16 protein-coding genes are annotated in these 21,664 nt (G+C 48.7%); 11 read left to right on the plus strand and 5 right to left on the minus strand.

Annotated features, from left to right (window positions below):
- Positions 1-2 precede the first annotated feature (2 nt).
- On the minus strand, positions 3-533 hold the full coding sequence (locus ACNI29_RS13545) for a cysteine hydrolase family protein (RefSeq protein ID WP_419778900.1): 531 nt from the start codon (positions 531-533) through the stop codon (positions 3-5).
- Between the two features lie 251 nt (positions 534-784).
- On the opposite strand from ACNI29_RS13545, the gene ACNI29_RS13550 reads away from it, so the two are divergent.
- The 3 genes from ACNI29_RS13550 to ACNI29_RS13560 are packed head-to-tail and all read left to right on the plus strand — an operon-like array spanning position 785 to position 5,623.
- Positions 785-1,450, plus strand: coding sequence for a CerR family C-terminal domain-containing protein (locus ACNI29_RS13550; protein WP_419778901.1), 666 nt, complete (start codon positions 785-787; stop codon positions 1,448-1,450).
- Positions 1,451-1,463: 13 nt separating this feature from the next.
- Positions 1,464-2,543, plus strand: a complete 1,080-nt coding sequence (locus ACNI29_RS13555; RefSeq protein ID WP_419778902.1) for an efflux RND transporter periplasmic adaptor subunit — start codon at positions 1,464-1,466, stop codon at positions 2,541-2,543.
- Positions 2,540-5,623, plus strand: a complete 3,084-nt coding sequence (locus ACNI29_RS13560) for an efflux RND transporter permease subunit (protein ID WP_419778903.1) — start codon at positions 2,540-2,542, stop codon at positions 5,621-5,623. The genes ACNI29_RS13555 and ACNI29_RS13560 overlap by 4 nt, the downstream gene beginning before the upstream one ends.
- A gap of 109 nt (positions 5,624-5,732) precedes the next feature.
- On the opposite strand, the gene ACNI29_RS13565 is transcribed toward ACNI29_RS13560, so the two are convergent.
- Both ACNI29_RS13565 and ispH read right to left on the minus strand, forming a co-directional pair.
- Positions 5,733-6,005, minus strand: a complete 273-nt coding sequence (locus tag ACNI29_RS13565; protein ID WP_419778904.1) for a DUF4242 domain-containing protein — start codon at positions 6,003-6,005, stop codon at positions 5,733-5,735.
- Between the two features lie 234 nt (positions 6,006-6,239).
- A complete protein-coding gene (gene ispH, locus ACNI29_RS13570) occupies positions 6,240-7,088 on the minus strand; it encodes a 4-hydroxy-3-methylbut-2-enyl diphosphate reductase (protein ID WP_419778905.1) in 849 nt (282 codons plus the stop codon).
- A 209-nt stretch (positions 7,089-7,297) separates the two neighbouring features.
- On the opposite strand from ispH, the gene ACNI29_RS13575 reads away from it, so the two are divergent.
- From ACNI29_RS13575 to hpnH, 5 genes are all read left to right on the plus strand, one after another.
- Positions 7,298-8,680 (plus strand): aspartate aminotransferase family protein, encoded by a 1,383-nt coding sequence (locus ACNI29_RS13575; RefSeq protein WP_419778906.1) that lies wholly within the window; start codon positions 7,298-7,300, stop codon positions 8,678-8,680.
- A 138-nt stretch (positions 8,681-8,818) separates the two neighbouring features.
- The gene (locus tag ACNI29_RS13580) at positions 8,819-11,512 is read left to right on the plus strand and encodes an MMPL family transporter (protein WP_419778907.1); all 2,694 of its coding nucleotides are present in this window, start codon (positions 8,819-8,821) and stop codon (positions 11,510-11,512) included.
- Positions 11,513-11,515: 3 nt separating this feature from the next.
- Entirely contained in the window at positions 11,516-12,295 is a 780-nt protein-coding gene (locus ACNI29_RS13585) for a phosphate/phosphite/phosphonate ABC transporter substrate-binding protein (RefSeq protein WP_419778908.1), read from the plus strand.
- Positions 12,295-13,020 (plus strand): tetratricopeptide repeat protein, encoded by a 726-nt coding sequence (locus tag ACNI29_RS13590; protein WP_419778909.1) that lies wholly within the window; start codon positions 12,295-12,297, stop codon positions 13,018-13,020. The genes ACNI29_RS13585 and ACNI29_RS13590 overlap by 1 nt, the downstream gene beginning before the upstream one ends.
- A gap of 39 nt (positions 13,021-13,059) precedes the next feature.
- Complete coding sequence (hpnH, locus tag ACNI29_RS13595; RefSeq protein ID WP_419778910.1) at positions 13,060-14,076, plus strand: adenosyl-hopene transferase HpnH; 1,017 nt, start codon at positions 13,060-13,062, stop codon at positions 14,074-14,076.
- A gap of 65 nt (positions 14,077-14,141) precedes the next feature.
- Here hpnH and ACNI29_RS13600 read toward each other — a convergent pair whose 3' ends face one another.
- Both ACNI29_RS13600 and ACNI29_RS13605 read right to left on the minus strand, forming a co-directional pair.
- Positions 14,142-14,798: a hypothetical protein gene (locus tag ACNI29_RS13600; protein ID WP_419778911.1), complete on the minus strand. Its 657-nt coding sequence runs from the start codon at positions 14,796-14,798 to the stop codon at positions 14,142-14,144.
- 119 nt (positions 14,799-14,917) lie between these two features.
- Positions 14,918-15,637 carry a phosphorylase family protein gene (locus ACNI29_RS13605; protein WP_419778912.1) on the minus strand — a complete coding sequence of 240 codons (720 nt, stop codon included), beginning with the start codon at positions 15,635-15,637 and terminating at the stop codon, positions 14,918-14,920.
- A 220-nt stretch (positions 15,638-15,857) separates the two neighbouring features.
- Between ACNI29_RS13605 and ACNI29_RS13610 the strand changes: the two genes are divergently transcribed.
- The 3 genes from ACNI29_RS13610 (at position 15,858) to ACNI29_RS13620 (ending at position 21,653) form a co-directional block, all read left to right on the plus strand.
- Entirely contained in the window at positions 15,858-18,023 is a 2,166-nt protein-coding gene (locus ACNI29_RS13610) for a methyl-accepting chemotaxis protein (protein WP_419778913.1), read from the plus strand.
- 161 nt (positions 18,024-18,184) lie between these two features.
- Positions 18,185-19,291 (plus strand): acyltransferase family protein, encoded by a 1,107-nt coding sequence (locus ACNI29_RS13615; RefSeq protein ID WP_419778914.1) that lies wholly within the window; start codon positions 18,185-18,187, stop codon positions 19,289-19,291.
- Between the two features lie 196 nt (positions 19,292-19,487).
- Positions 19,488-21,653: a methyl-accepting chemotaxis protein gene (locus ACNI29_RS13620; RefSeq protein WP_419778915.1), complete on the plus strand. Its 2,166-nt coding sequence runs from the start codon at positions 19,488-19,490 to the stop codon at positions 21,651-21,653.
- Positions 21,654-21,664 lie beyond the last annotated feature (11 nt).

Consider the following 21,664-nt stretch of genomic DNA (forward strand, 5'->3'; position numbering starts at 1 on the left):
TTTTATAGCTCTTCCAAAATGGTTTGCGTGGGCAGAACTTCGATTAGCTGCGGGCTGTACAATTCAGACCAGACGAAATTATGGTGCTCAATGATTGTTTTTGCTTTTAGGTACGGTTTGTTCGCAGTGGTGTGTGCGTCAGAGACAACACGAACCTTGTAGTCCATGCTTGCGGCCTGCCGGACTGTGGTGTCAATGCAGAAATCGGTGCAGCAGCAGCTTATGATCAACTCGTTTATCTTCAATTCTGCCAGTGTTTCGGCAAGCTGAGTTTCACAGAAAGCATCGCAGTGGACTTTTTCGACGGTTAAATCTGTTTTGCGATAATCAAGTTCGCTCATAATTTGCCAACCTTCCGTTCCTGCCCCTAGTCCATCTTCTTCGCTGTTGTGGCGGATAAATATCAGCGGCATCCCATCCTTGCGGAACTTTTCGATGAGTTGATTGATTCTGCCGATGACGCCATTTGCGTCATAGCGGTTTCCGGCAGCGAACAATGCTTTTTGCATATCAATGACCAGTAGGGCTTTCATGCTGATTTCCTGTTTTTTCGGGATAGTTGATTGAAAAACTGATTCTAAGCAGTACTTATTTTATTTTTATCCATAATGAAAGTTTAGATTTTATTTCTTAACTATCTGTTATCAAGCATTAATTTAGATAAACAAAAGTTTTAAACATTTAATTAAAACGAATTATTTAAACAAACGTTTGACTTTGGTTTAACCTGCGTTTAAATCTCACATTAATAAGAATGAGAAATTCTCAGCTGAGAGGTTTAAATATGACAGTCCATCCAAAAGGAAAAACGAACAAGGCCCGTGGTGAAGAGACCCGCGAGAAGTTGATTGAAGTCGGCCTGCGGCTATTTGCCATGAACGGTTTTAACGGCGTGAGCATGCGCAGTCTTGCTTCAGAGGCTGAAGTGAACCTTGCAACCGTCGGTTATCATTTCGGAGGCAAGCAGGGGCTTTATGAAGCTGTGTTCAGGGAAATTATTAAATTTCGTGATGAGTTTATGCCCAGCCCTGAAGTTGTCCGGGAGCATGTTGAGCAGTACAAGTCCGGTGAGATTTCCAAGGAAGAAATGGTGGCATGGTTTTTCCGTTCACAGATGGAAGGAATACTTAGTGACCCGATTACTATCTGGGGCATCATGCTGATAAATCGCGAAATGGCTGCTCCCAGTGAAGTATACCCGATTTTGGATAAGGATTTCTTTGAACCTTCCATAAAATCCATGAATGTTTTGCTGCAAGCCGCCATGCCGGAGGGAGCTTCATATACTGAGGTTCTGGCTACCGGGACTGCTTTGATCGGTATTGTTCTGAAGTTCGTTAAGGCCAAGGCGTTTACTGATCGAGTAGGCTGGGATGAAATGACTCCGGAGCGGATTGAAGAACTTATTAATATTCTGTCCAGAAGGGTCGTGGCATTCGTTTGCTGCTAGGAGGGATTTTAAAATGAAAAAACTGATAATTATTTCAATATTGGTACTCGGTTTTGCTTTGACAGGCTGCAAGGAAAAGCCTGCCCCGGTGCAGGAAATTTTGCGTCCGGTCAAAACCATGCAGGTTGGCGAAGGTGCTTCCGGCAGAAACTGGGTATTTTCCGGCACAGCAGAGGATGCCCTGCAGTCTGATCTGTCCTTTCGTGTAGGTGGAAAGATTGTTTCTTTCCCCGGTGACCAGATCGGACGCAAGTTCCGGGCCGGGGAAGTTCTCGCCCGATTGGACCCTGAAGATTACGAGCTGGAAGTTAGACAGGCGGAATCAAATCTTGAGCAGGTCCGCGCTAACTTCGTTCGCGCCAAGGCTGATGTTAAGCGTATCAGCCAGCTCTACGAGCGCAAGGTTGTTTCCAAGTCCGAACTCGACCAGTCAGAAGCTGACTTTAAATCCTATCAGGCGCAGCTGAATGCTTCAGCAAAGAAACTAGATATTTCCCGCAAACGCCTGCGCTATACCGTACTCAAGGCACCCTTTGACGGTTGGGTTGGAGCCGTAGCCGTGAACGTTCACCAGAACGTGCAATCCGGTCAGAAAGTCATCGGTTTCAATGCCGGTAAGCAGATGAAGATGCATATCTCGTTGCCCGATACTTTGATTTCCACAGTGGAAGAGGGCGAGGAAGTACAGGTTGCTTTTGATGCCCTGCCCGGTAAAGTAATGAAGGGCGTGATCATGGAAGTTGGTATCGGTACTAACGAGGGAGCTTCATTTCCGGTCAAAGTTTACCTTGATAATTCCAAGCAGATAGTCCGTAGCGGTATGTCCGGCAATGTCCGTTTTGATGGACGTTCCGCAGGAACGAACGTCTTCGTGGCTCCTTCTGCAATCGTTGGTAATCCTGACGGAACCAAACATGTCTGGGTGGTTGAGAACGGTTCAGTAGTTAAACGCCGTGATGTTGAGGTTGGTCCCATTTCAGCGAAGGGTATCCTGATTAAAAATGGTCTTAAGTCCGGCGATACCGTGGTTACTCGCGGAGTCCATTCTCTTAAGGAAGGTCTCAAGGTCCGTAATGTCGGGGGGCTGTCGTGAACCTCGCCAGATGGTGCATAGAAAACAATAGGACTTCCATTGCCCTGTTTGTGCTTATCGCTTTTGCCGGGGTGTCCACTTTTTTTAGTATCCCCAAGTCTGAGGACCCTGATTTTACCATCAGGACCGCTGTTATTCTGACTGTTTTTCCCGGAGCTTCCCCGCAGAGGGTAGAAGAGCTGGTTACTGATAAACTTGAAGAAAAGATCAGGGAAATTGATGTCATCAAGAACGTCAAATCCCAATCCATGACCGGACTTTCCATCATTGAGGTGGAATTTCAGGATAGCCAGAAAAATATGACCCCGATCTGGCAGCGGCTGCGCAACAAAGTGCTCGATGCCAAAAAGGATCTGCCTGCCGAGGCTTATGAGCCGATAGTCAACGATGAGTTCGGGGACGTTTTTGGTATTGTGGTCGCACTTACCGGGGACGGTTTCAGCTACCGTGAGCTTAAAGATGTTGCTGACTATACCCGTGATGAACTGCTTTCCATACCAAGTGTCGGTAAAGTTGACCGCTGGGGTTTGCAGGATGAGAGGGTTTTTGTTGATTTCTCCAATTCGCGCATGGCTGCAGCGGGAATCACGCCCTTTGCTCTGGCCCAGATGCTCAGCCAGCAGAATATGATCCGCCCAAGTGGTTCGGCAAAAGTCGGGCCGGAGCGCATCTATATTGAGCCTACCGGGGAATTTAAATCAGTCGACGACATTAAAGATATGTCCCTGCGCGTCGAAGGCATGCGGACCTCGCTTAAGCTTTCCGATGTAACAGATATTACCCGTGGTTTTGCGGACCCGCCGGGAGTAATGGCCCGCTACAACGGCGATCCGTGCATCATGTTGGCTATCTCTATGGCCGACGGTAACAACATCATGGAAGTTGGTGAGCTAGTTTCTGCCAAGCTGGAAAAACTGTCCAAAGATCTTTATCACGGCATGGAATACAACGTGGTTGTCTATCAGCCGGATTATGTTGATACGGCAGTCACCGACTTCATGATCAACCTGCTCGAATCATTTATCTTCGTTGTAATCGTAATCCTCGTTTTTGCCGGTTTTAAGACTGGTCTGGTTGCAGGTTCACTTGTTCCAATGGCTATGCTCGGCTGTCTTGGGCTGATGCCTCTTTTTGATGTGGGACTGCAGCGTATTTCCATTGCTTCGCTGATTATCGCGTTGGGTATTCTGGTTGATAACGGGGTTGTTGTTTCCGAGGCCATTCTGGTGCGCCTTGCTTCCGGTGAGGAACGGTTGAAGGCTGTTGCCGGGGCCGTATCCGAGCTTTGGATGCCGTTGCTGGCAGCTTCTTTGACCACTGTCTTCGCCTTTCTGCCCATTCCGTTGGCAGAGAACACCACCGGGGAATACTGCTTTTCCCTGTTCATCGTAGTCAGCCTGACCCTACTTTGCTCGTGGGGGCTGTCCATGTCCATGGTTCCCATGCTCTGCTACTACGTGCTTAAGCCCAAGGTCGTTATACAGACCTTTTCCAGCCGCATGTACCGAATTTACAGGTCCATGCTGCTCTTCTGCCTCAGGCATCGCCCCAGTTTTCTGGCGGTGGTGCTGATCGGTTGCATGACCGCGTTCTGGGGATTCCAGTTTGTACCCAAGATGTTCTTTCCGCCCAACGAGCGCGCCCAGTTCACTATTGATTTCTGGCAGCCCTTTGGTACTGACATCACCTCCACCGCTGACGAAGTGGGTAAGCTCGAGAGATTCCTGCTTGCTGACGAGGGCGTGGATAGTGTGGGAACTTTTATCGGTCACGGCGGACCTCGCTGGTATCTGCCGCTGAACCTTGAACAGCGCAACGACAACCTTGCCACATTCGTAGTTAATACCAAGAGTGTTGAAGCTACTGATGAAGTCATTGACCGCACCCGTAATGAACTTAAAGCCCATTTCCCGGATGCCGATTTCAGTCTCAAAAAGCTGATGAACGGTCCTCCGGTCGGTGCTCCGGTCCAGATTCGTATTTCCGGTCCTGACCAGCAAACCCTTTATCATTTGCGTGATAAGGTTGCCGCGCTGGTGGAGCATACACCCGGCGTTGCCCGTGTATGGGATGACTGGGGACAGTGGACCAAAAAGATGGAAGTGAATGTTGATCAGGATAAGGCCCGTCAGGCCGGACTGACCAGTTCCGATGTGGCACTCAGTCTACAATCAAGTATGAGCGGATATCAGGCTTCAACCTATCGCGACGGTGATACAAATATTCCCATCATGCTGCGCAGTGAAGGGGATTTCCGTGACCGTCTGGATAAACTTGAAAGTTTGAATGTCTATTCCTATCAGGATCAGAAAAATGTTCCCCTGAGCCAGATCGCATCATCTGAATTGGTCTGGCAGCCCTCGGATATCCGGCGCAGGGACCAGACACGGACCATGACAGTCAAGGCTGACTTGTTCGACGGTTATTTTGCCATGCAGACCCTGAATGCGGTGCGGCCTGAAATCGAAAAGATGATGCATTCCGAAAGCTGGCCTATGGGATATTCTGTTGCTTACGGCGGTGAGTTCGAGAAGAGTCAGGAAAGCCAGGAAGCCATCAACGCCAACATGCCTCTTGCCATGGGGCTTCTGGTGCTGGTGCTGATCTTTCAGTTCAACTCCTTCCGCCGTCCGCTGATCATCCTGCTTACTTTGCCGCCGATGATGTGCGGTATTACGCCGGGGATGATCCTGACCAATTCGCCTTTCGGATTCATGCCCATGCTGGGGATGATCAGTCTGCTTGGGATTATCGTTAACAATGCAATTATGCTCATTGACCGTATTGAAATCCTGCGCGGTCGCGGGATGGGGCTTGATAACTCCATTGTGCTAGCATCCCTTGAGCGTGCAAGGCCGATTATCATGACCGCCACCACGACCATTATCGGCATGGTCCCGCTGTCCCTGCAGGGTGGTGAGATGTGGCGTCCCATGGCCAACTGCATTATGTCCGGGCTTATGTTCGCCACCGTACTGACGCTGATTCTCTGCCCGGTGCTCTATTCTCTCTTCTTCAAACAGAGTTTTAAGAAGTACCAATGGGATCAGGCTGTGGTTGAGCAGGGCAGTGATTTGTAAAAACTAATTGTGCTAAAAAATGCCTGCTTATTTATAGCAGACCCTCAAATTAAGAACCCCCCGGCTTTTCAAAGCCGGGGGTTTCTTCTTTCTGCTGTGTGCGATTTTTTTATTCAGCTGTGGTCGGGTCAATCATGGTCCGTACTTCGGCAACACTGTTAGCGGGGAATCCGCCTTTTTCTGCATGTTCGCGGACTGACGCTTCGTCCGGGGCAATGTAGATGCAGTAAATCTTGTTGTCAGTAACGTAGCTTTGCACCCACTGAACCTGCGGTCCGAGCTCATTCAGGACTGAACATGATTTTTGCGAAATTTCCTGCAAAGTTTCCGGTGTTAAATCTCCTGCTCCCGGAATTTCTCTCTCGATGACATATTTAGGCATTTGACACTCCTGATAACGGTAAGTGTTGTTCGCCGGTCGGCTCTAAGGTCTGTTCTCTGACATGTGTTAATAAGTAGATAAGACTAGGGCCTGTTATTTTAGGTAGTGAAGAGCCGGGGAGTTGTCAACGAAGGAGCGATTGAAAGGCAAGAAATTGAGGAAGTTTTTTTAGACAGAAAAAGCCCGCAGCGCATATTGCGCTTCGGGCTTTTGAGTAACGGATGTTAATTTTTCCTACAAATTTTCCAGAATCTGCTGGATACCGTCCACCAGACGTTTAGGAGTGGAAGCTCCGGCGGTGAGGCCGATTCTACTAATCTTTTTCAGCTCATCCAGAGGAAGTTCATCGGCAATTTCAACGTGGGTGCACTTAGTTCCCGCGGTTTCAACCACCTGTACAAGGCGGCGGGTGTTGCCGGAAATCCGTCCGCCTACAACAATCATGTGATCGACCTTGCCGGAAAGGGAGATCGCTTCATCCTGACGCTGGCGGGTTGCATCGCAGATTGTGTTCAGGGTTACGAAGTCGATGCCTTTGCTTTCAAGGTACTGAATGCAGTCGGCATAGACTGCGCGGTCCTGCGTGGTCTGGGCAGCCAGACAGTATTTCTTGTTCGGGTCCAGATTGATTGCCTGAAGTTCTTCAAGCGAGTCGAAGAGGTGCGGACCGGCCGGACCGTAGCTGAGCAGCCCCTTTACTTCCGGGTGGCTGTCTTCGCCGTAGAGAAGCAGGATACGGTCATCTTCGGTATTGCGCTGGATGAGCAGCTGGGCTTTTTTTACCTTCGGGCAGGTGGCGTCAATTACATATACTCCGCGTTGGCGCAGATCGTCTTCCACAGATTTGGGAACACCATGCGCGCGGATTACTACGTATGCGTCTTCAGGAACTTCGTCCGGGGTTTTGGCGGTAACAACGCCTTGTTTTTCATAGTCTTCCAGAACCTGCGGATTGTGGATAATAGGTCCGAGGATATATATTTTCCCGTTTTCATTTTTTTCGATAAGGGAATCAAGTTTGTTGAGGGCAAGGTCTACGCCCATGCAGAATCCGGCTGTCTTAGCCCTGATAACTTCAACCATTTACGGCCTCCAAATATTTCATAGTCTTTATGACCATGTTGATTCTTCCACGATTTAACTTGTTTATATTACATTTCATCCTTTCATTTGGCAATGGGACAGTTTTGGGTGAACAAGCTGATAACCCATTGACCGCAAGGGGGAAGGGGGGTATTTTCCCCGAAAATAAATTTCGCAGTTAATTTTGGAATAAATTGGAGCCTGATAGTATGAGTTCTGAGATTGTAAAGAAATACAGAAATAGAATGGCGGAAGCCTACGAGCTGCACCGCAAATATGTTAACCCCCAGTTTGTGCGGGTTCTTGAAGTTATCGGATACGACCGCAACTATGTTTCTTCCCAAGGCGCCTACCTGACCGATGCCAAGGGCGTCAAGGTCCTTGATTTTTTGTCAGGGTTCGGTGTTTATAATATCGGGCGTAACCATCCTTATGTGGCTGATGTGCTTAAGGAAGTGATGGATGAGAAAACCGCCAGCATCGTGCAGATGGATCTCGGTGTCATGTCCGGCATGCTGGCTGAAAAGCTGGCTGAGCTTGCTCCCGGTGATCTTGAAGCTGTCTTTTTTACCAACTCAGGTACAGAAGGCGTGGAAGGTGCACTTAAATTCGCCCGTCAGGCCAGTGGCAAGCACAAGCTGGTTCATTGTCACCACGCATTCCATGGGCTGACCCTCGGTTCCCTCTCCGTCAATGCGAACCCTGAATTCAGGGATCGCAATGAACCTTTGCTTCCTGACTGCGTACCTGTGCCTTTCAATGATCTTGAGGCGTTGGAATATGCGCTGAAAGGCGGCGACGTGGGCGCTTTTATTTTTGAAACTGTGCAGGGCAAGGGTGTTTTTGTCCCTGAAGACGGTTACCTCCAAGGCGTGCGCGAACTTTGCAATAAATATGGAACCTACATGATTGCCGATGAAGTTCAGTGCGGCATGGGCCGTACCGGGAAGATGTTCGCTGTTGACCACTGGGGCGTGAAGCCTGATATTCTGGTTATCTCCAAGGCCCTTTCCGGCGGTTACATTCCCGTCGGCGCGATCATCACTACCCGTGAAATTCACGGTAAGATATTCGATTCCATGGAACGCTGCTTTGCCCACTCCAATACCTTTGGGCAGAATGATCTGGCTATGGCGGCCGGGTTGGCAACAATTGAGATTCTCGAGAAGGAGAATCTGGTGGAGAACGCTGCCAGAATGGGCGCGCGCATTGAAGAAGGTCTGCAGAAACTTGCCGATAAGTATGAGATGCTGACCGAGGTTCGTGCAAAGGGGCTTATGGTCGGTATGCAGTTCGGCGAACCCAAGTCCATGGCTCTTAAAGCCAGCTGGAAGTTGCTGCATAAAATGAATGATGACCTTTTCTGTCAGATGATCACCATGCCGCTGCTGGAAAAACACAATATCCTCAGTCAGGTTGCCGGACACGGTCTTGATACTGTTAAAATCCTGCCCCCGCTGATGATTAATGACGATGATGTCGATAAATTCCTCGGCGCTATGGATGATGTGCTCAAAGAAGCGCATAAGATCACCGGATCGGCATGGAAAACCGTTAAGGATCTCGGCATACGCACCGCAAAGACTTCATAGCTGTCCCGCCTGCAGGCGAAGATCGAAATACGTGGAATTTATGGGAGGCAGACTGTACAAATATGCATGGTTTGCCTCCTTTAATTATCTGCCACTAAAAAAGACCCCTGTTATTTAATCCGCAGCGGGCATATTTTAATGAATATTTTCTACAATGTACTGGAAAAGATAATCCGTTCTATCTGGAAGCTGGTCCGTAAAGCACCTGTTGCCGTCGTTGTTTGTGCTGTGCTGCTCGCCACGGTCTGTGCCGGTTCATCCGCTCTCTGGCTGAAGCTGGACAGCGATCAGGACAACCTTATTTCTCATGAACTTCCTTTCCAGAAACGCAATATCGAGCAGATTAGAAATTTCGGCGATCAGGAATATATGTTCGTGGTCATCAAGACCGGAGGGACTGAAGAAGGCAAGGTCAAGGCTTCTAAGTTTGCAGGTACGCTTGCCGATAAGCTTACGAAACATCCTGATCTGGTCAGGGAAGTGCACTACGCCATGTCCGCCCGTGATATGGGACCGGGAGTGCTCATGTTTGCCTCCCCGGATGAATTGCGCCAATTTGTCGCTCTTGCCCGTGATTTCGGTCCCTTGGGCCGGGAGTGGTTCGAGAAGCCGGGTTTGTCCCGTTTTCTGAATATGACCGCCGGACTTCTGAATGGCGAAAAGGGCAATGAGGACGGCGGAGCCAATCCTGAAATGTTCGGACCGTTCATGGAAGCGTTGGATAAAGTGGTTTCCGAGATGGAGACATCGCTTGTGTCCGGTCCCGATCTTGAAAAAATGGGTGAACCGGTGTTTGACCTCGACAAAGCCGGAATCCATTATTTTTTCACTGACAACGGTAAACTGCTGATCATGCGCATCCTGCCCAAGAAAGATTTCGGGGCTATGGATGTGATCGGGCCGTCACTTAATTTTGTACGCTCTTCACTTGAAGAAGTGCGGACGCAGTATCCGGAAGTTGAAGCCGGACTTACCGGACGCCCGGTGCTTTCCGCTGATGAGATGCACACTACGGATCAGGATATGACCATTGCGGCTGTCATTTCCGTTGTGGTGGTCGGGCTTTTGTTCATGTTTATCCTGCATGGCTGGTTGCGGCCCATGCTGGTCATGTGTTCGCTTTTTTGCGCTATGGCGTGGACCTTCGGTTTTACTCTGGTCACGCTGGGCAGCCTGAACCTGCTCTCTATCGTTTTCGCTCTTGTTCTTGTCGGTATCGGGGTGGATTTCGGTATCCATATTGTCATGCGCTATGTAGAGGCTTCCGATTCGGGTATGACCCCGGATGAAGCTGTTGAAGAAGCTTTAATTCATACCGGTCCCGGTGTGTTGCTTGGCGGTCTGACTTCGGTCTGCGCATTCTACGCCGTTCTGGGACAGGAGTTTGTCGGACTTGCCGAGCTGGGTTTGGTCGGCGGAACAGGGATTATCTTCTGCCTGATTTCAATGCTTACCGTGCTGCCTTCCGCGATGCTCATTGCCGGACGGCGCAACTGGTTTCCTTCTTCTCGTCCGCGCATGGCGACCATGCCGTTCATGGAAAAGGTTATTTCCCGTCCGGTGACTGTCCTGTTAGTCTTCGCAGCACTGACCGCACTGGCTTTCCCCGGATTCCAGAAGGCCGGGTTCAACTATAACCTGCTTGAGTTGCAGGCGAAAGGCCTCGAGTCCGTTGAATACGAGCATGTGTTGATCAATGAATCCGATGAATCCACATGGTTCGCGGTCATGACCTGCCCGGATCTTGAGTCTGTTAAAGCTTTGATCGGGCGTTTGAAAGAAATTCCGTCTGTGGGGCGCATTGATTCCATTCTTGATTTTCTGCCTGAAGGACAAAGAGAGAAAGCGGAAATTCTGCGCGGTGAAGCAACTGCATTGCAGGGTCTTAATTTCGAAGTACGCAATTCATCGCTTGTTCCGGCAGATGTTATTGCCGGACTTGAAAACCTGATTGATGCCCTTGAAAATCTGGAGGAAAAACTTTTTTCCGCCGGAGCTAAAGAGGAGTTGGAGCAGGTTTCGGTAATTATTGACCGTGCGGAGATGTGTCTGGATATTCTGGATAAAAATCCGGCAGAAGGAGTCAATTTGACCCCGCTTCAGGAGCGCATGATCAGTGAACTTTCCAGCTCCTTTGCCTGGCTCAAGGAAATTCTTGAGGTTCAGTCCGTCACTCCAGATGATCTGCCCGGACAACTGCGATCACTTTATGTCGGTAAGGACGGCCGTTTCATGGTCAAGGTCTCCCCGGTGGGCAATGTTTGGGATTTTGATGAATTGACCGGATTTGTGGCTGATCTGCGCAATATTGACCCCGAAGTTACCGGGGTTCCGGTGGTGGTTTATGAATCTTCCCTGCTCATGCGCGAGACTTTTTTGGAGGCCGCAGGGCTGACCATTCTTCTGGTTTCGCTGATCCTGTTCTTAAGCTCATTCAGCATCAGCTACGTGTTGTTGACCCTTGTGCCGCTTTTTGCCGGGATATTCTGGCTGTTGGAGATCATGGGTATTACCGGGTTGAGCTTCAATTTAGCCAATTTCTTTGCTATTCCTGTGCTTATAGCTATCGGTGTTGACGGCGGTGTTCATTTTCTGGCTCGTTGGAAAGAGCTCTCCCAAGGAGAACGGTTGTACTATACCAGCACTCCTGTGGCGGTCGGGCTTAGTTTCTGTACCACCATGATCGGTTTTGGCGGGCTGCTTTTGGCCCACCATAGAGGGCTCGCCTCCCTTGGGGGTATCATGGTCACCGGATCTGCTACCTGCCTTGTGGGGTGTATGGTGGTTCTGCCCGCAGTATTCAGACTGATTGAAAGGATTAAAGGGAAGTAGTTTATGTTCAGAAGAGTTATTGTATGCGCATTTATTATGGTGCTTGCGCTCAGTTCGGTTGCATCTGCAGGTAGGTTTGATTTTGCCATTATCCAGCCCGGTCAGCCGGGTAGTACTGCTGATGCCCAGCCGGTGATGGATGAACTGGCAAAATACCTTTCCGCCAAGCTGGGTGAAAATGTTCAAGGTGTTTATTACAACGATCTGAAAGCGACCCTTGATGCTCTTAGCAGGGGGACTCCTGCATGGGCAATTGCCGGGCTGACTTTTTTTGAATCCTACAAAAACGATTTCAGCATGATTCCGGTAGCTTCAACTCTACCACAGGGTATGAAAAAAGATGTGTGGCGTTTAATTGTTCCCGCAGCTGGGATGGATAATCCGGAGAGTGTGAAGGGTACTGTTTACGGTTCCATGCTTTATACCCCTAAGGGGATGGAAATCCTGTTTCAAGGAACCAAAGGTGCGGACATTAACGCAGAAGGAACACACAAGGCATTGCGCATGCTCCGCAAGGTTAATAAAGGGAAAATTGCCGGAGTGGTGCTTGATGCAGTCCAGTATTCTGTGATCAAGGATTCGGACCGTTACGCCAATACCAAGGTTATTTATACTTCCCCGGAGCTTCCGACCAGTCCTGTGGTCTGGTTCGGTAAGACGAACGATGATTCTTTGCGTTTACAGGGCGTGTTGCTTGATATGAACAAAGACCCCGAAGCAAAAGGACTGCTTAAACTGTTGCAGACTTCCGGCTTCAATCCTGCTGATAAGGTTCTGCACTAATGAAGACTTTACGCATTCCTGTCCTGCTGGTTGTTCTGCTGGTTATGCTTTGCGGATGTTCGGCTACGTCCGGGCTGCCGCTATATGAATATGATGCCGATGGTGTAATACTCTGGAAATCATGTTCTCCTGCTCAGGCTGAGGTCCTTTCCGGTTCAGTGAAGGATAAGGATATCCTGCAGGGGGCTGCATGTTCGTCATGGCTGCTGGAAAGTGGGGTGGTCTGTTCCGCTGATTATGCGAAATCTTCTCAGGTCCGGCTGAAGAAATTTCTGGATAAAAATCCCCAATCAGGTCTGGGACACTATCTTTTGGCTTATTTAATTGCTAAAGAGGCTCAGCTTGCTCCCATGAAGGGGATTGACCTTGTCCCTCTGATGGAGCAAGAAGCACTCAAAGCTTCCAGATTTTCCCCGGAGTTAGACCGCGGAGGCCCGGATCGTTTTCTGGGCGAACTTTATTTGAAAGCACCTTCCGCGCCGATCAGCATCGGAGATATGGATAAATCTTTGGAGCATTATGAAAAGGCCGTTGAGGTCGCGTCGGACTTCGCATTGAACCGTCTCGGGCTTGCTTCCGCTCTGCTGGAAGATGATGAGACGGAGGAAGCCTGTGTTCAGTATGGAAAAGCTCAAAGTGCTGATGGCTTCAGTGACAAATTATTAAAAGTTGATTTTTATAAAAAGCTGGCTAAAGCCTGTGCAGGCAAAAAGGCCGGTGAATAATAAAACCCGTCCCCACGTGGCGGAAAAGAGGTTAAGACCTTGGCAATTCCCGCAATTCAAGTAGCTAGACTCGGCAAGTACATTCTCACCCAGACTTTGAAGGGTAACAAGCATTACCCGCTGGTGCTTATGCTCGAACCCCTTTTCCAGTGCAACCTGCGCTGCAAGGGCTGCGGTAAAGTCAACCAGCCGCCGGAAATCCTCAATAAGCGTCTTTCCGTTGATGAATGTGTCGCGGCGGTGGAAGAGTGCGGCGCACCTATCGTTTCCATTCCCGGTGGTGAGCCTCTGCTGCACCCGGAAATCCCGATCATCGTCAGCGAACTGATTAAGCGTAAGAAATTCGTATACCTCTGCACCAACGGCATCCTCATGCCCGAGCGTATCCATGAGTTCAAGCCCAGCCCTTACCTGACTTTCAACCTTCATCTGGACGGACCGGCAGAAGTTCATGACAAGGTTGTCTGCAAGCAGGGCGTTTTTGATTCCGCTGTGCGTACCATCAAGCTGCTGAAGTCCAAGGGGTTCCGTGTGAACACCAACACCACCCTGTTCGGTGGACAGACTGCCGAAAAAGCAGCTGATTTCTTTGATTTTCTCATGGACCTCAAAGTTGACGGTATGACCCTTTCATCTGCATTCAGCTACGAAGCTGCCGAAGATCAGGATGCATTCCTGACCCGCCCGCAGAGTGAAAAGCTTTTCCGTGAAATTTTCACCATCGGCAAGAACAAGAATTGGGATTTCAGCCATAGTAGTTTCTATCTCGATTTCCTTGCCGGAAACCAGCCGGATTATAAATGCTCCCCGTGGGGTAACCCCTGCCGTTCCGTTCACGGCTGGCAGCGTCCCTGCTACCTGCTTGAAGACGGTTTCGTTTCCTCCTACAAGGAACTCATGGAGCAGACCGATTGGGATAAATTCGGCGTGGGTAACGATCCCCGCTGCGCAAATTGCATGGTTCACTGCGGTTTCGAACCCACTGCGGTAGCCGATTCCGTAAGGCGTCCCATCAAAGGAGCACTGCTGGCCCTTAAGGGTGTCAGTGTTAAGTAATTCAGACAATTAAAAAGGCCCGTTGAAGTTTGCTTCAACGGGCCTTTTTTTATGGTTAAAAACGATTAGTTCAGATCGCTATCCTGAAATTTATTCATGATGAATTCCGAAGACAACTCTTCGTCAACGTCATTGAAGTAATGAGTCTGTTCGCTGGTCATGGCGTTGGGATTGTACCGTTTGTAATCGAATACGCCATCGAGTTTATCGGTATCCGTTTCGCGTATGTAAGCAAACATGATTTTTTTAGTGCTTGATATGAGTTTGGTGCAGACCATAACATCTGCAACATCGGGGATTCTTATTGCGAATTCGTTGCTAAATTCATCATACAATTCATCTTCGGGAGTAGTCAAAAACAGGCGGCAGTAATAAGGCTCCCCGTCAACATCCTTGGTGTAGATGTTAGTGTGCGGTCCTATTCCAACGGGTAGGTGTTTAGGCTGCCAATAGTATCCTCGCGGTATTGTCAGGGTTTCGAAAATACTGATCCTGTCAGCATGGTGGGTCTCGTTCTCTGCTGCATAATAATATCTTTTGATGCTTGATTTATGTGCATAGCTGGAAGTTTCACCAATGAATTGTACATCCTCCGGCATTGTTACACTCAGGGCCGGTGCTTGCGTGGAGCAAAACGTGTTTTTGACGGCAATTTTTTTTTCAACACATCCTGTGCACGTGATTGTAAGCAGAAGCAAAACAAGAACGTAAATTCTTTTCATTGGGGTCTCCGTACAATAGTTTTGTCTATATTTATATGTGCATGCAATGCGAGTCAAGGTAAAGAATTGTTTAGATATGTAAAGTCCGGCGGGCTAAAATAGCACCACAGATATGGTGCTTATTTGAATATCCGCCCCAGTGCTTTCAAAGCCTTGGAATAATCACGCCCCATAGGGATAAGCTCAAGAATCAGACCGGGTTTTTTCACGATTGCTTTCAGAATCGGGCCAAGCTGTGTTTTACCGCTTTCATCAACTCCTGCCAGAGACTCTTCAGGAATGCCACGTTTGGCGTCGTCGCTGATGGCCCTGATGCAGCTGAAAGGGATTCCCGCCTGTTTTGCGGCCTTAGCAACAGCTATAGACTCCATGTCGACAGCCATTGCCCCGGTGCGTTCAAACATGAAAAGTTTATCCTGCGGTGTGAGGACTGGTTCTGTTGCGGTTATTAGTTTGCCGCATTGAATTTTTCCGCAGGCTGAGATCAGCTCACTGCGCAGTTTTGCATCACTATCTGCTTCATGCCACGAATCGAAATCTGCAATGTCGGAATGGATAGCTGTCGCTGCGATGAGGCATCCGGTATCAATGCCCGGAGCCAGACCGCCGGAAACTCCGATGCTGAGCAGCAGGTCCGGTTTCTCTGCACAAAGCAGGGCCGCAGCTTCTGCAGCCCGTGCTATCCCTATGCCGGAGACGATACAGCGGTAACCGGCTCCATTTGAGAGTTTTCCGCTTAGGGCTGCGAATTTTCCGATGGTTTCATTTTTTGGGGCAGGGCAGATTGCTTGAGCTTCCTGCTCCATGGCTGCGACGATGGCAATTTTTCTTGTAGTCATGGTATATCCTTGGTGGCTTGCATGTATTTTTAGTCGGGTGAATAATTATGCAACGCATGTATATAATTAATAAATAGCATGTATATTTGCATAAAAAGCAGTTTTATATGCCATATACGTCGTAAAGTATCAAAAGTTGACATGGAACGAAAATGAAAATAACAACCTCATGGGGTATCGTGAGGGGACCATTTATAACTTAATTAAGGTGGTGCCTAGAATGAGATGGTATAAAAATTTACGGATGATGTACAAGATCATGCTGCCGATAGGAGCATTGCTCCTGATTACTGTAGGCAGTATGGAAATTTTCGCAACCGACAGCAGCTCGAAAGCTATTGAAAAGGTTGCAAAGAAAGAGATTTCTGCTCTTGCCGGTGAGTACAGCGGCCTGATTCTTAACTATATGACTCATGCTCAGGGGCAGGCCGAGGGGTTGGCCAGTACCTTTGCACAGTTCAGGCGTGAAAATATTGATTTAAGCAGGAAAGACGCTATTTCCATGCTGATCGGCCTTATAAAGGGTGATGATAACTTCATCGGCGGTAGTAACGCCTGGGAACCTAATGCTTTTGACGGTCGTGATGCCGAGTATGCAAACACTGAGTTGCATGACAAAACCGGTCGTCATATTCCCTATGTTTTCCGTGCCGGCGGCGGTATAGAAGTTGTTCCCCTTGCAGAATATTTTGTTCCCGGGGACGGCGATTATTATTTGAAGCCGATTGAAAGGCGCAAGACATACATTACACCGCCGTATCCTTATGATGTTGATGGCAAAAGGCTAATGCTGACTACCATCGGAGCGCCTATCATGCTTGATGGCCGTCCGCTTGGTGTTGTCTGTGTGGATATGCCCATTACAAACATCAGTAATATTGTCTCCAGAATACGTCCTTATGAAACAGGCTACGCATGGCTGATGATGCAAGATGGAGACTTTATTTATCATCCGTCTGAAGAACGCATCGGTAAAAATATGTTCGATGTTGACGAGTCTGTAAACAAGACCAATCTGCGTCGGGCGCTGCAGGACGGGGAATCTTTCTTTGAAATACGTGTAGCTGCTGCTAACGGGCAGAGGTCTATGATTCAGTATGTCCCTATTGAATTCAAGGATAGTGGGCAGCGTTGGTATCTGGCTGTAAGTGCTCCCTTGGATAAAATTCTGGCCGATGCGCATACTCTCACTCGAGATCTTTTGGTCATGGGTGGGGTTGCCCTCCTGCTGGTCATGCTGGCCATCTATTTTGTCGCCCGTTCCATTTCGAAACCTATCGGGGTTCTGGCTGATGCCGCAAGAGAAGTTGCCGGGGGCAAGATGGACGTGCGTCTTGATGAGTCTATGTTCGGCGGTGAACTTCTGGAGCTCAATACAGCTCTGAGTGATATGCTGACCGGTCTGGTTGAGAATATTTCCAAATCTGAACAAATGGCGGAGCAGGCTAAAGAGCAGACCGAAAAAGCCCAGCTTGCACTCAAAGAAGCTGACGAAGCACGTGCCCAGGCGGAAAATGCCAAGCGTGAAGGTATGCTGCAGGCTGCTGATCATTTGGCAGGAATTGTTTCGCAGGTGGCTAGTGCCAGTCAGGAACTTACCGCCCAGATTGATGAATCCAGCCGGGGTTCTGAAACCCAGCGTGAGCGCACTTCCGAATCTGCAACAGCCATGGAACAGATGAACGCCAGTGTCATGGAAGTTGCCCGCAGTGCTGCCGAAGCAGCAGATTCTGCTGATAATGCACGTGGTGAAGCTGAGAAAGGCGGGACTATTGTCAACGATGTTGTCACACACATCAACCGTGTTCAGGCAATGACCGTTGAGATGGAAAAAGGTCTGGGTACACTGGGTGAACAGGCCGACGGAATCGGTAAGATAATGAATGTTATCACTGATATTGCCGATCAGACCAACCTGCTGGCTTTGAATGCTGCAATTGAGGCTGCACGTGCCGGAGAGGCCGGACGTGGTTTTGCCGTAGTTGCTGATGAGGTCCGCAAGCTTGCTGAAAAGACCATGGATGCCACCAAGGAAGTCGGTGATTTTATTTCTGCCATCCAGAGTGGAACCCGTGAAAACATTGATGGCATGACCAAGGCTGCAGCCGAGGTCTCTGCCAGCACCGAGTCTGCCAACAAGGCTGGGGATGCTCTGATGGGTATCGTCGAGATTGTTGAGGAAACAGCTGGTCAGGTTCGCAGTATCGCAACTGCTTCTGAAGAACAGTCCGCAGCCAGTGAACAGATCAACCGTGGTATTGAGGAAGTTAACCTTATTGCCAACGACAATGCTCAGGCCATGCGTGAATCAACAACAGCAGTTGAAGAACTCATGCGTCTTGGTGAAGAACTGACCGCTCTTATTGAAGAACTGCGCAATTCATAACAGCGGGCCGGATAAGTTGAAATCAGGGCCGGGGGAGATTCCTCCGGCCTTTTTTGTAGCTGGGGAGTGCCTTTTATTGGGTTGTTAAGTTTGACTTAGTCCCTGTGGAAGCATAAAAAACAGTCTGTTACTCACGTGAATAACGAAAAGGTGTAACTGCTATGAATCAACGTATGTACTTTCTGGATAACCTGCGGGCTGTGGTCATTTTGCTGGTCGTGGTGCTGCATGTTTCGCTTTGCTATATGAAGTTTGCCCCTGCGTGGTGGTTTGTAATTGATCCGGCCCAAAGCATGTTCTTTACCTATGCGGTCATGCTTATAGATGTACCCATCATGGCCGTAATGTTTTTTCTGGCCGGATACTTTGCCCTGCCGTCTTTGCAGAAACATGGTCTGCCCGGATTCTGGATCGGTAAATTTAAACGGATTATTATTCCTTGGGTACTTGGAGTGCTTTTCCTCTCGCCCCCAGCCATGTACATGATCCTGCTTTCGCGCGGAAAGGCTCCCGGTTATCTGGATTTCTGGTCCGGTCAGTTCTGGGGTTCCATGTACAGCCAGTCCGTGTTCTGGTTTCTGGGGCTGCTGACCGTTTTTTATTTAATGCTCAGCATCTGTTACAGGTTTTTACCCAGTTTGCAGACTCCTCCGCGGAAAAGCCGCAATCCTTCTCCCTTGTTCCCCATTCTGTACATCTCTGTTGCAGCGGGCTTTTTTTTGGGAATGAATCAGTTCTATCCTGTTGATACATGGATATCCGACTATTACCTGCTCGTTTTTCAGCCTCTGAGGTTTTTTGTGTACCTGCTTTATTTCTGGCTCGGTATCCTTGCTTGGAAGCGAAACTGGTTTACTCGGCAGGGGTACACGCCGAAAGCTTTGCCATGGTTGATTGTTGCAGTTGTGTCAGCTGTTTTTTATCTGACTTTCAAGGGCATGATGGCTACACGGGGTGGTGAATTTCCTGTGCAACTCGGGAATGCCCTCGGTTTCAACGTTTTTGCCTATAGCGTGCTTATGACCGGGACTGCTCTATTCAAGTCTTATGTGAACAGTTCGAACGGTTTCTGGAGATCATTCTCCGCCAGTTCATACGGAATATATCTTTTCCATTCTCTGGCAGTCTATTACGGAGCTTATTACCTGGTCGGAGTGGAAGCCTCGCCGTTTATCAAGGCTCCTCTTTTATTGCTGGTTTCTACATTCAGCTGCTGGGTGCTGACTGTTGCGTTGAAGAAGGTCAAGGGAGTGTCCGGGATTTTGTAATCAGAATTACCCTCTCCAGTTCATCACTATTATCAGTTTATGCCTCGCCTTTTTTAAGGGCGGGGCTTTTTTTTGATAAATGAAAAGTTTTTAGCAGTAATATTGATATTTTTGTTTATTCTTTGTTTGTGAGTTGCTATGTGAGACTATGCTAGGTGGAGGTTATTTTTAGGTTTTCTTGATTAAAGGAGAGTGTATGATTTTTTTTAATAATCTTAAAATGGTTTATAAGATTATGCTGCCAGTCGCTGTCTTGATGGCGACAACCTTGTTGGGGATAGAGTATTTTGCAACTTCGAAAAGCTCTGATGCGATTGAAAGTGTCGCACGCCGGGAGGTTACAGCGCTTGCCAATGAATATGGCGCAAAAGTATATGAATACATAGCAGAAACACAACATGAGGTTGAAGCCGTAGCGAATCTTTTTGCCGGGTTGAACAATGATGATGTTTTGATGGACCGGGCAATGGTCATTTCAATGTTCAAGAGTCTTGTGAAGAGTAATCCGGCAGTGGTCGGGGCCTGCATTGCATGGGAGCCTGATGCTTTTGATGGTAAAGACAGTGAATATGCCGGTAAAGAGTTCCATGATAGTTCAGGTCGCTTTGTTCCATATATCTACCGCGATGGAGGAACTATTAAAGTTGAGCCTCTGGTTGGGTACGATACTCCCGGCGATGGAGATTACTACCAGATTCCCAAACAGCGGCTCAAAACATACATCACCCCTCCTTATTCTTATAATGTAGGTGGAAAAGAAATAAAGATGGTCAGCCTGTGCTCGCCGATCATATCTGAGGGGGTTTTCAAAGGGGTGGTTTGTGCTGACCTCCCGATTGACAAAGTTAATGAGATGCTCGCAAGTATCAGTCCTTACGGAACCGGGTACGTTGCGCTCATGTCTTCTGATGGCAGCATTTTTTATCATCCCTCGGCGGACATAATCGGAAAGAATATGTTCGATGTCGCTAAATTTGAAGATGAACAAGGATTGAAATCTGCCATGCGCGGTGGTGAGGGGTTTCAGGAAATCCGTGTTTCTGCCGCCACCGGCGATGTTTCAATGGCCCAATACGTTCCCATCAAATTTACTGGAACCGGTCAAAGCTGGTATCTTGTAGTTTCCGCTCCGATGGATAAGATCCTTGCCGATGCAACTGCACTGAATTTTGATTTACTGGTAATCGGATGTGTTGCCCTGATTTTGGTCCTGATTGCAATCTTCTTCGTTGCCCGCTCCATTTCCAAGCCTATTGTTGTAATTACCGATGCCGCAAAAGAAGTTGCGGGTGGTAATTTCGATGTCCGACTTGATGAGAGAATGTTCGGTGGTGAGTTGTATGATTTAAACATTTCTTTGCGGGACATGCTTGTTTCACTTGTGGAGAACATATCCAACGCTGATAAAATGAGGGAAGAGGCCCAGGAGCAGACTGATAAGGCTCAAGTAGCACTTAAAGAGGCTGATGAAGCCCGAGCTGAAGCTGAGACTGCCAAGCGTGAAGGCATGTTGCAGGCAGCAGAGAGACTTTCCGGCATTGTTTCGCAGGTTTCCAGTGCTACTCAGGAATTGACCGCTCAGATTGATGAGTCCAGCCGTGGTTCAGAGAGTCAGCGTGAGCGAACAGCCGAGTCCGCAACCGCTATGGAGCAGATGAATGCCAGTGTCATGGAAGTCGCCCGTAATGCCGGGCAGGCAGCAGATTTGGCAGATAATGCTAAATCTGAAGCTGAAAACGGCGGTGAAATTGTAAATGACGTTGTGAATCGTATTAATCGTGTTCAGGAAATGACTGTTGAAATGGAAACCGGACTTGGCAAGCTTGGTGAACAGGCTGAAGGTATCGGGCAGATTATGAATGTGATTACTGATATTGCCGACCAGACCAACCTTCTGGCTCTGAACGCAGCAATCGAAGCAGCCCGGGCAGGTGAAGCCGGACGCGGTTTTGCTGTCGTTGCCGATGAAGTCCGTAAGCTGGCAGAAAAGACCATGGATGCCACTGGTCAGGTTGGTAGATTTATTAATGCCATCCAGAAAGGAACCCGCGATAATATTGAAGGCATGTCTCGTGCGGCAGGTGAAGTTGAACAGAGCACCGAGTTCGCAAGCAAGGCCGGGGAAGCTCTGGAAAGCATTGTGAATACTGTTGAAGAAACAGCCGAGCAGGTTCGCAGCATCGCAACCGCTTCTGAAGAGCAGTCCGCAGCCAGTGAACAGATAAACCGCGGAATCGATGAGGTTAATCTCATCGCTAATGACAATGCTCAGGCCATGCGCGAGTCCGCAACCGCAGTTGAAGAGTTGATGAACCTTGGTGAACAGCTCTCAGCCCTGATTGAGGAACTGCGAAACGCATAACGGTTTAATTG

The organism is Maridesulfovibrio spiralis (SeqCode) (genome assembly GCF_048571135.1).
Lineage (GTDB): Bacteria > Desulfobacterota > Desulfovibrionia > Desulfovibrionales > Desulfovibrionaceae > Maridesulfovibrio > Maridesulfovibrio spiralis.

What these genes read in the sequence shown, in the direction of transcription:
- ACNI29_RS13545 (WP_419778900.1), bottom strand. Translation starts at nt 533, where the DNA reads ATGAAAGCCCTACTGGTCATTGATATGCAAAAAGCATTGTTCGCTGCC.
- ACNI29_RS13605 (WP_419778912.1), bottom strand. Translation starts at nt 15,637, where the DNA reads ATGACTACAAGAAAAATTGCCATCGTCGCAGCCATGGAGCAGGAAGCT.
- ACNI29_RS13620 (WP_419778915.1), top strand. Translation starts at nt 19,488, where the DNA reads ATGATTTTTTTTAATAATCTTAAAATGGTTTATAAGATTATGCTGCCA.
- ACNI29_RS13615 (WP_419778914.1), top strand. Translation starts at nt 18,185, where the DNA reads ATGAATCAACGTATGTACTTTCTGGATAACCTGCGGGCTGTGGTCATT.
- ACNI29_RS13565 (WP_419778904.1), bottom strand. Translation starts at nt 6,005, where the DNA reads ATGCCTAAATATGTCATCGAGAGAGAAATTCCGGGAGCAGGAGATTTA.
- ACNI29_RS13550 (WP_419778901.1), top strand. Translation starts at nt 785, where the DNA reads ATGACAGTCCATCCAAAAGGAAAAACGAACAAGGCCCGTGGTGAAGAG.
- ACNI29_RS13585 (WP_419778908.1), top strand. Translation starts at nt 11,516, where the DNA reads ATGTTCAGAAGAGTTATTGTATGCGCATTTATTATGGTGCTTGCGCTC.
- ACNI29_RS13555 (WP_419778902.1), top strand. Translation starts at nt 1,464, where the DNA reads ATGAAAAAACTGATAATTATTTCAATATTGGTACTCGGTTTTGCTTTG.
- ACNI29_RS13600 (WP_419778911.1), bottom strand. Translation starts at nt 14,798, where the DNA reads ATGAAAAGAATTTACGTTCTTGTTTTGCTTCTGCTTACAATCACGTGC.
- ACNI29_RS13580 (WP_419778907.1), top strand. Translation starts at nt 8,819, where the DNA reads ATGAATATTTTCTACAATGTACTGGAAAAGATAATCCGTTCTATCTGG.
- ispH (WP_419778905.1), bottom strand. Translation starts at nt 7,088, where the DNA reads ATGGTTGAAGTTATCAGGGCTAAGACAGCCGGATTCTGCATGGGCGTA.
- ACNI29_RS13590 (WP_419778909.1), top strand. Translation starts at nt 12,295, where the DNA reads ATGAAGACTTTACGCATTCCTGTCCTGCTGGTTGTTCTGCTGGTTATG.
- ACNI29_RS13575 (WP_419778906.1), top strand. Translation starts at nt 7,298, where the DNA reads ATGAGTTCTGAGATTGTAAAGAAATACAGAAATAGAATGGCGGAAGCC.
- ACNI29_RS13610 (WP_419778913.1), top strand. Translation starts at nt 15,858, where the DNA reads ATGAGATGGTATAAAAATTTACGGATGATGTACAAGATCATGCTGCCG.